Origin of the sequence: Sphingobium mellinum (assembly GCF_037860795.1) — a bacterium.
GTDB lineage: Bacteria > Pseudomonadota > Alphaproteobacteria > Sphingomonadales > Sphingomonadaceae > Sphingobium > Sphingobium mellinum.
The window spans coordinates 93,079-101,857 of sequence record NZ_JBANRK010000011.1 but is presented as its reverse complement, the minus strand read 5'-3'; the positions used below and the strand labels follow the sequence as shown (position 1 = coordinate 101,857).

General features: G+C 63.7%; 7 protein-coding genes. All 7 read right to left on the bottom strand.

Going from position 1 to position 8,779, the window contains the following annotated elements:
• Positions 1–213: 213 nt before the first annotated feature.
• Entirely contained in the window at positions 214–1,584 is a 1,371-nt protein-coding gene (locus AAC640_RS12660) for an HlyD family type I secretion periplasmic adaptor subunit (protein WP_340266804.1), read from the bottom strand.
• A 22-nt stretch (positions 1,585–1,606) separates the two neighbouring features.
• A complete protein-coding gene (locus tag AAC640_RS12655; RefSeq protein ID WP_340266802.1) occupies positions 1,607–3,352 on the bottom strand; it encodes a type I secretion system permease/ATPase in 1,746 nt (581 codons plus the stop codon).
• A gap of 121 nt (positions 3,353–3,473) precedes the next feature.
• Positions 3,474–4,934 carry a cobyric acid synthase gene (locus tag AAC640_RS12650; protein WP_340266800.1) on the bottom strand — a complete coding sequence of 487 codons (1,461 nt, stop codon included), beginning with the start codon at positions 4,932–4,934 and terminating at the stop codon, positions 3,474–3,476.
• Positions 4,935–4,996: 62 nt separating this feature from the next.
• Positions 4,997–5,218 carry a hypothetical protein gene (locus tag AAC640_RS12645; RefSeq protein ID WP_340266798.1) on the bottom strand — a complete coding sequence of 74 codons (222 nt, stop codon included), beginning with the start codon at positions 5,216–5,218 and terminating at the stop codon, positions 4,997–4,999.
• A gap of 24 nt (positions 5,219–5,242) precedes the next feature.
• A complete protein-coding gene (locus tag AAC640_RS12640; protein ID WP_340266796.1) occupies positions 5,243–6,502 on the bottom strand; it encodes an N-succinylarginine dihydrolase in 1,260 nt (419 codons plus the stop codon).
• On the bottom strand, positions 6,499–7,518 hold the full coding sequence (locus tag AAC640_RS12635) for an arginine N-succinyltransferase (RefSeq protein ID WP_340266794.1): 1,020 nt from the start codon (positions 7,516–7,518) through the stop codon (positions 6,499–6,501). Before AAC640_RS12635 ends, AAC640_RS12640 begins: the two co-directional genes overlap by 4 nt.
• Positions 7,515–8,738 carry a hydrolase gene (locus tag AAC640_RS12630; protein ID WP_340266792.1) on the bottom strand — a complete coding sequence of 408 codons (1,224 nt, stop codon included), beginning with the start codon at positions 8,736–8,738 and terminating at the stop codon, positions 7,515–7,517. Before AAC640_RS12630 ends, AAC640_RS12635 begins: the two co-directional genes overlap by 4 nt.
• Between the last annotated feature and the right edge of the window lie 41 nt (positions 8,739–8,779).

Below are 8,779 nucleotides of genomic sequence, written 5' to 3'. Positions count from 1 at the left end.
CGAGAAGCCATAGATTCAGAAATTTACCGCCTTGGGAATCCCCCTCGTGAGTCAGCATCACTGGTGGTTGGTATTAGCCTTGGCGTTGCTTCCATCGCCAAGGCCATTCGTTCGGCGCCGTTCAATGACCAGCGCGGATCATTACCGCATATGGGGAATCCATGAAGGATTGGGGCAGGGTCGCGACTCGCCGAATGAAGTAAGCCGCGCTCGTCAATGCTCGCGGAAGGACAGCCACATCGACTGGGTCAGCGGCTCGAAGGCATATTGCAGTGCGGTCCTCTTGCGGAGCGGGATCAGCGTCTGGACTGGCATGCCGGCGCGAAGCGCGAAGTCGCGGCCCCGGACCTTCCGGATTTCCTCCAGCTCCCGCGGCTCAACGGTGATCTCCGCGGTGTAATAGGGCACGCCGGTCTTCTCGTCCTGGAAGCTGTCGGCGGACAGTCGCGTCATATGTCCCGTCAGGATCGGCAGGTCCCGTTCATGCAGGCTGACAAAGCGGATCTGCGCTCGCTGGCCGTTCCGCACATCGTCCACGTCATCGGGCGATATCCGCGCCTCTATGACCAGCCCCGCCTTGTCCGGCACGATGTCCATCAGCTTCTGCCCCGCCGCGATCACGCCGCCGACGGTGAAGACATTCAGCCCCACCACGGTTCCCGTCGCCGGTGCGCGGATCTGCAGCCGTGCCAATTGATCCTTTGCCGCACGATATTTGGGCAGTATCTCGTTGAGGGAGAATTCAACGTCGCGCAGTTCGGATGCAGCGCGTTCCTTATAGGCCTTGGTGGCTTCGAGCGCCTTCAATCGATTTTCGCCAGCCTCCGCCGCCGACCGGGCAATGTTTGCCGAATATTGGCCCGTCTGGCCCAGCAGATCTGCTCGCGCTCGTTCCAGCGCGCGCATGCGCGATTTCGACACATAGCCCTTTTCCGCGACACCGCGCAGGCTGTCCAGTTCCTCCGTGATCAGTCGCGCCTGTTCGGCCGAAGCATCCAGCTGCGCGTGATAGCCGCGTCTGGTTTCCTGTACCTGGGCCGCCTGCTCATGCAGGGCGCCGGTTTGCGCCGCCAGAACGGCGGAGCGGGCTTTGAACTGTGTGGTCTGGAGCTGGACGGCTTCCTCCGCGTCTGCCTTGTCCTGTCCCTTGAAGGCGGCAAATTCGTCGGGCCAGCGAATAGCGGGGCTGCCCAGCTGCTCGGCAATCAGGCGGGCGCGCTGAGCCTTGAGTTCGATCAGTTGGGCGCCGTACATGCGCGCTTGCGCGCGAACTTCGGCAGACGCCAGTTCCATGAGCGGCTGCCCCAGGATGACATGCTGCCCTTCCTTGACGAAGATCGCGCCGACCACGCCGCCATCCCGATGCTGGACTGTCTGGCGCTGGCCGGCGACGGTGAGCTTGCCGGGAGCGTAGGATGCGGCGTCAAGGCGTGCGAAGGCAGCCCAGCCAAGGAAGATGACGAAGAAAAGCCCGGCCACGATGATCCCGATGCGCAGGTCGGGATTGGGACGATCATCAATGACGTTCGCCTGCCCTTCCATGTCGGGGTCGAACGACCGTATCACGCCGCTGGCACTGGTCATGCATTCTCTCCCCTGCTGCGGGTCATGCCTCCGCTGCCCGCTGCGGTTGCGGATTAGCCGGCTGGATCGCCTTCAGACGCCCCAACACCTCGTCGCGCGGACCGAAAGTTTCGATCCGGCCCTCCCGCATCACCATGATCTTGTCGACGACGCCCAATATCCCCATGCGGTGAGCGACGACAATCACGGAGGCATTTTTCTTCTTGAGGTCGGCAAGGGTCGCAACGAGCCGCACCTCGCCCTCCGCATCCAGATGAGCATTGGGTTCGTCGAGGAAGATGAGCCGAGGGTCGCCAAAGAGCGCTCGTGCCAGCCCGATGCGCTGCGCCTGCCCGGCAGACAGGCCCCGGCCACCCCAGCCCAGCACCAGATTATAGCCGCCCGGCAGATGCTGGATCATCTCATGCACGCCGCTCAGCCGCGCGGCTTCGACAACAGCGGCATCGACTGCGCCCTCCTCGCGACCGAGCGAACTCTGGAAGCGAGCGATATTGTCCCGGATCGACCCGGCGAAAAGCGACGTATCCTGTGGCAAGTAGCCGACAAAGGGCGCGAGGCGTTCGGGATCCCAGTCGCGAATGTCTGCACCGTCGAACCGGATCGCGCCGCGATGCGGCCTGCTCGCACCCGACAGCAGGCGCAGCAACGTGGACTTGCCCGCTCCGCTGGGGCCAACAATCGCGATGACCTCGCCCGGCTCCACGGTGAAGCTGATGTCGGACAGGATGGCGGCGTCCTGGCTGGGGGCGAGAACGGTGACATGTTCGGCCGCAAGCCGTCCTACGGGCTTGGGCAGGCGGGTCAGTACGGTGTCGGCCTCCCGTGCCTCAAGCAGATCGTTGAGCGTCGCATAGCTCCCCCGCGCCTGAACGAAGCTGCGCCAGGCGCCCAGCAACTGGTCGATCGGTGCGAGTGCGCGCCCGACGAGAAAGGAGGAAGCGAAAATCGCGCCGGCGGAAATGCTGTTGTTCACCGCCAGCCAGGCGCCAAGTCCCAGCGCCAGTGACTGGAGCGAGAGCCGCACGAACTTGCTGAGCGCGACATAGCGGCCGCCGGCAAAGCTGGCCTGCGTCTGGAGAGCCAGCATCGTGCGCCGTTCGACCAGATGGCGACGCACCAAGGCTTCCCTCATGCCGAGCGCACGGATGATCTCAGCGCCGGCAAGAGTCTGCTCGAGGCTGACATAGGTTTTGGACGCAGCTTCATTGGCACGTTTCAGCGGCGCGCTGGTTTGCTTCTCGTTGCGCAGCGTGATGACCAAAAGGATGGCGCCGCCGACGATGGCGAGTGCGGCAATGGCGGGATGGATGATGAAGCAGATGACGACATAGACCGGCGTCCAGGGCATGTCGAAGATTGACAGGATAGTGGGACCGGTCAGCGCCTGGCGCAGCGTATCGAATTCACGCAGCACCTGTTTGTTCATCGTGTCGCTGGTCGAACCGCGCCGCGCCAGCGTAGTGTCGAGCAATATGCCGGCGAGCTGCTTGTCCAGCCGAATACTCGCACGAACCAGCAGGCGGGAGCGCACGAACTCCAGAAGCGCGAACGTTATAAGGGCGAACAGAAGAATGATCGTCAGGAAAAGGAGTGTCGAGGTTCCCCTTTCCGACACCACGCGGTCGTAGACCTGCAGCATGTAAAGGACCGGCGCGATATAAAGAAGGTTGAGTAACGCGCTGAAAACGAGAGACGAGACAAAATGGCGCCGGCAGGATGAAAGAGCCTGGGCCATGATCTTGGATGGGTGAGCAGGGTAGAACGCCATATGCGATCTTCCAGCGAAAAGCGTGGCTTGATCCGCGATGATAGGAGTTCGACAAAGCCGGTAAATATAACCAAAGATATAGTCACTGACCCCTATGGCTCGGCTTGGAGCGGGTCATGGCCTAATCGGATGCGCCGGACGCGATGGCAATCATGGCGTCAATGTCGGCATGTTCTTCCAGCTTATCGGCTATTTCGTCCAGTGCACGCTCGACAAGGGCGCCATGATCATGGCCTGCCGACCCACTGCCGATCTGGGTCAGCAGAGCGTTTCTCAGGCCATGGCTGGCGAACAGTCCGTGAATATACGTACCGAAAATCAGGCCGTTGGCGCTTGTCGCACCGTCGGGGCGACCATCTTCCAGAATGGCGAAGTGACGCGCGCAATCCGCTCCCGCGCTTTCGCCCAGATGCATTTCATAGCCGGTGAAGCCATGGCCGCGCGCCACGCCGCTGACCCGCTCCAGCCTTTTGGATGCGGTCAGGCGGGTTTCCATATCGAGCAGGCCCAGCCCTTCGATCACCTCGGGCTCCCCCTCGATACCATGAGGATCAGCGATGCGGCGGCCGAGCATCTGATAGCCGCCACAAATGCCCAACACCGGCTTCCCGCGCCGGTGATGCGACAGGATGTCGACGTCCCAGCCTTCGGCGCGGAGCGTGCGGAGGTCAGCGATGGTGGCCTTTGATCCGGGGAGCACGATCAGGGCGGCCTGGGCCGGGATGGGCTGGCCGGGCGGGACCATGACGAGGTCGACGCCGGGCTCCACCTTCAGCGGATCGAGATCATCGAAATTCGCGATGCGGGGCAATATGGGACAGGCGATCATCACGCGATCGCCAGAACTTTCGCGCCTGCGCTCCAGCACGACGGCGTCCTCGCTCGGGAGGTGCGCGGTGGCGCCCAGCCAGGGAATGACGCCCATGCCACGCCAGCCCGACAGATGTTCGATCTGGCGATAGCCATCCTCGAACAAGGCGGGGTCGCCGCGAAACTTGTTGATAAGGAACCCGCGAATCATCGCCGCGTCATCGGGATCGATCACCGCCCTGGTGCCGACGATGGCGGCGATCACGCCGCCCCGGTCGATATCGCCGACCAATATGACCGGCACGTTGGCCGAGCGGGCAAAGCCCATATTGGCGATGTCGCCGGCCCGCAGGTTGATTTCCGCGGGCGACCCCGCGCCTTCTACCACGACGATGTCACATTGATCGCTCAGCCGCCGATAGCTTTCCGTGACGGCATCGAGCAACTGCCCCCGCGCGGTGCGGAAGTTGCTCGCGCCCAGCGATCCACGCACCTTGCCATGCACGACGAGTTGCGAGGTGCGGTCCGCCTGAGGCTTCAGCAAGACGGGATTCATGTCGCTATGCGGTTCGACCCCTGCGGCAATCGCCTGGAGCGCCTGCGCCCGGCCGATTTCCCCACCATCGATGGTCACGGCGGCGTTGTTGGACATGTTCTGGGGCTTGAACGGGCGGACGCTGTAGCCCCGCCGGACCAGCGCGCGGCACAGACCGGCCACCAGCACGGACTTTCCGACATCCGATCCCGTTCCCTGAAGCATGATGGCAGCCATGGCGGCGCTCCTGCATCGGAGTTGACGCCGGGTCAATGCGACGGTTGGCTGTTCGGGTCCGGCTAGAGCGAAAAGCGACGCTGCATGTCAACGGCGTCCAGGATCTTGCCGCCCGCCATGAACACGGTTCCGGTGCAGGCGAGCGCCAGCAGATGCCCGCCGGTGCCGGGATATTGCTGCATGTAGACGACGCCACGTTCGGTCGCGCCGAGCGCCAGGGCGTAGATGACAAGGAACGCCTCGAACTTCGTTTTGATCGTGAAGAGGCGTTTGATCTTTTCCATCGTCCCACTCGAGCGGCAAAAGCTCTAGGGGATTAAGTCGCCCGAAAGTTGCAAATGGTCAACAAGCGTTAACCATGATTGTTCGATCCGAGCGATTAGGCGCGTGTCGGCAAGGTCGTCGGGTGCGATCTCCTCGGGCCAGAAGTGAGCGACGATGTCGGCGATCCCTTCGAGCTTGGGCGCGCTGACCAGAAAACGCGGGTCGATATTGGCCGGGTCAGCGACGACGCGCAGACGCAGGCAGGCAGGCCCGCCGCCATTGGCCATGGACTGGCGCACATCCACCGGGATCAGGCGGCGGATGGGGCCGTTGCCGGCTACCAGTGCCTCCAGCCAGCGCCACACCGCGACGATGTCCCGTGCCTCAGTCGGCAGGATGAGGGCCATCCCGCCATCGGGAAGGCTCACCAACTGGGCGTTGAACAGATAGCTGCGGATGGCATCGTCAAGGCTGACTTCGCTGGCCGGGACTTCGATGATCTCTACAAATGGGAGCGCCGAGCGAAGGTCGGTGAAGAAGCGATCCTTGTCGGCGAAGGCCAGTTCGTGCGCGAAGAGGACATGTTCGTTGGCGACGGCTACCACGTCATTGTGGAACGCACCGGCGGCGATCGCCTCGTCCGACTGCCTGACGAACAGGGTTCGCGCGGGATCAAGGCCGTGGAGCCGCGCGACGGCCTTGCTGGCTTCCTCATGCTGGCGGGCAGGGAAGGGGCCGCCTGTTTCGCCATAGACGAATATCTCGACTCCGGGTTCGTCATGCGCGGCCGCGAGGCGCATGTGATTGGCGGCGCCTTCGTCGCCAAAGGGAGCGGGGACGGGAGGATGTACGACAAAGGCGTCGCGGTCCGAAAAGGCGATGCGCAATTGCGCCAGCGTTTGCGGCCATTCATGGCTGCGATGGGGCATGGTCACAAGGTTGGCAGCTGTCAGGTGCGTCCGACCGTCCGCAGTGTCGGCCCCGGGCGAGACGGTGGCAGCATTGGCTGCCCACATCGCGGAGGCAGACATGGAGGCGGCGCGGATCAAAGGCTCCGCTTCGGCGACATTGGTGCCGAGCGACGCCAGCCAGCGGCCATCGGGCCGCCAGTGCGGCAGGAATATACCCTGGGTAAGCCCGAGGCCGATGTTGGTTCGCATCTTCGCTATGCCCTGCAACGCTGCCGCGCGTGGATAGGACGGGGCGCCGACGTTTCTGGCGGACGCCAGATTGCCAAGGCTGAGGCCTGCATAATTGTGGCTGGGTCCGATCAGCCCGTCGAAATTGATTTCCCGCACAGTCATGCGCGCCCTACCAAGGTGAAGGAGTCACCCTGCGCCACCCCGAGCAGCGTTGCGCTTTCCTTGTCGAGCGAGATGGACCCCGCCTCATCCTCGATCACGAAGCCATAGGCGCAGCGGAAGTCGGCGAGGCTGCCGGTTGCGACAAGGACCTTGCGCCCGCCGGCCGCATGAATGGCCGACAGGGCAACATCCTGCGCATGGGCGACGGTTTGCAGCGAATTTATCTGGCCGACCATGGTGGGGCCGCCGTCGAATATGTCGACATAACCCGGATTGGTGAAGCCTTCTGTTTCCAGCATGCGCATGGCCGCTCGTCCGTTGGGATGAGGAAGGCCGATCACGCCGCGCGCGCTGTCATTCAGCATCGCGGTGTAGATGGGCGTCTTGGGCATCAGGTCGGCGATGAACTGGTTGCCGTTGATCGCATTGAATTCGTCCGCCTCCTGAAAGTTCATGCCGAAAAACCGGCCGGCAAGCCCGTCCCAGAAGGGCGATCCACCCGCTTCATCGATGATGCCGCGCAGTTCGGCGATGACGCGGTCGCCGAAGCGATCGCGATGGTTGCGGATATAGACATAGCGGCTTCGGGCGAGCAGCAGGCCGAGCCCCTCCGCACGCTCGCGCGGGTGCAGGAACAGGCCGCCGACCTCAACCGATCCTTCCAGGTCCGTGACGAGCGACAGCATCTCTGCTCGAAAGGTCCGCCCCAACTCGCGGCTATGCTGGGTCAGGACGCCCAGGCGATAGGAATAGAAGGGCCAAGTCTGCCCGACCTGGCTGAAGATCTGGCAGGTGCCGCGAATCTGGCCGGTGGCGCTGTTTTCCAGCACCATGACGATCAACTCGTCCTCAATGCCGCCCTGCTCCCGGGCCAGCGCGCGTCCGGCCCGGTCCAGCTTGGCCGCGAGCGCGCCTCTATCGGCGGGCAAATTGGTGAATCCGCCGCCGGTCAGTTTGGCCATTTCATAGAGGGGCTGAAGATCGTCCACGCGTGCGGTGCGAATGAAGAATGTCACGCCAGCCTCTCCTGCGGAAACCGCTCCTGCGCGATGCGAAGCAGCGTGAGCGCGGAAAGTTCAGCCCGTTCGGCGAGGCTTTCCACGATCAGAAATTCCGCATCGCTGTGAATGGCGCCGCCGCGAACGCCCATCGTATCGACGACGGGCACGCCGCATGCCGCGATATTGTTGCCGTCGCATACCCCGCCCGTATCGCGCCAGTCGATGGCCAGGCCAAGATCCTGTCCGCATCGCCGGACGAAGGAGAAAAGGCGCCTGGCCTTTTCGTCCATCGGTTTGGGTGGGCGACCGAAATGGCCGTGGACACGGACCGCGACGTCATGATCCTGCGCCACGGTCGCGGTGATTTCATCGATCAGGCGTTCCACCGTGCGCTGATCCTCTGGCTGCCGGGGACGGAAATTGACCCGCAGGATCGCATGATCCGGGACCACATTGTTGGGGCTGCCTCCGTCGATCCGTGCCGGATTGCAGCTGAAGCCGTCGCCGCTGGCTGCCTTCAGGCGCACGGCGAGTTCGGCCGCCGCGACGAGGGCATTGCGCCCATCTTCGGGATTGCGCCCAGCATGGGCGGTTCTTCCCTTGACAATCAGCGAGAAATTGCCGCTGCCCGCGCGCGCGCCGGCCAGCGTCCCGTCAGGAAGCGCTGGCTCGTAGGTAAGGGCAGCCAGCTTTCCGATAGCGGCCTGACGCAAAAGGCTGGCAGAGGACGGGCTGCCCACTTCCTCGTCGCTGTTTATCACCACATCATAGCCGATTCGGCGCCCGTCCGCGCATCCTTCGATGGCCTGGAGGGCCGCGAGCATGACGGCGAGGCCCCCTTTCATATCGGCAACCCCCGGGCCGTTGAGCGTGCCTGAGTCGGTCCGCCGCAGGGTCTGGAACGGGTGATCCGCCGCGAAGACCGTGTCCATATGGCCGGTGAGGAGCAGCCGGACCGGGGCATCGGGGCGCACCGATACGAGAAGATGTTGGCCATGAGCGATGGCTTCGGTCCGGCCGTCGGCGGCGATCGCTTCTACAGGGTCAGGATCGATCAGGCGAACAGTACCGGGCAGGGCGGCGAACGCATCGCGCAAGAGGCTTGCCTGGACTGCGAGGCCCGCAAGGTTGCCGGAGCCGCTGTTCACGGCGGCCCAAGCTTGCACCTGTGCGACCATTGGGGCGGCGGCGGCACTTTCGAGCACTTCGCGGTCGGACGACGAGAGACCGTTCATCCTGAGCAGCCTAACAGACAGTGCGCCCGGCCTCCACCCCA

Bases quoted from the DNA above. Each gene is read 5' to 3' on its own strand.
- AAC640_RS12650 (WP_340266800.1), bottom strand. From the start codon at position 4,934: ATGGCTGCCATCATGCTTCAGGGAACGGGATCGGATGTCGGAAAGTCC.
- AAC640_RS12655 (WP_340266802.1), bottom strand. From the start codon at position 3,352: ATGGCGTTCTACCCTGCTCACCCATCCAAGATCATGGCCCAGGCTCTT.
- AAC640_RS12640 (WP_340266796.1), bottom strand. From the start codon at position 6,502: ATGACTGTGCGGGAAATCAATTTCGACGGGCTGATCGGACCCAGCCAC.
- AAC640_RS12660 (WP_340266804.1), bottom strand. From the start codon at position 1,584: ATGACCAGTGCCAGCGGCGTGATACGGTCGTTCGACCCCGACATGGAA.
- AAC640_RS12630 (WP_340266792.1), bottom strand. From the start codon at position 8,738: ATGAACGGTCTCTCGTCGTCCGACCGCGAAGTGCTCGAAAGTGCCGCC.
- AAC640_RS12645 (WP_340266798.1), bottom strand. From the start codon at position 5,218: ATGGAAAAGATCAAACGCCTCTTCACGATCAAAACGAAGTTCGAGGCG.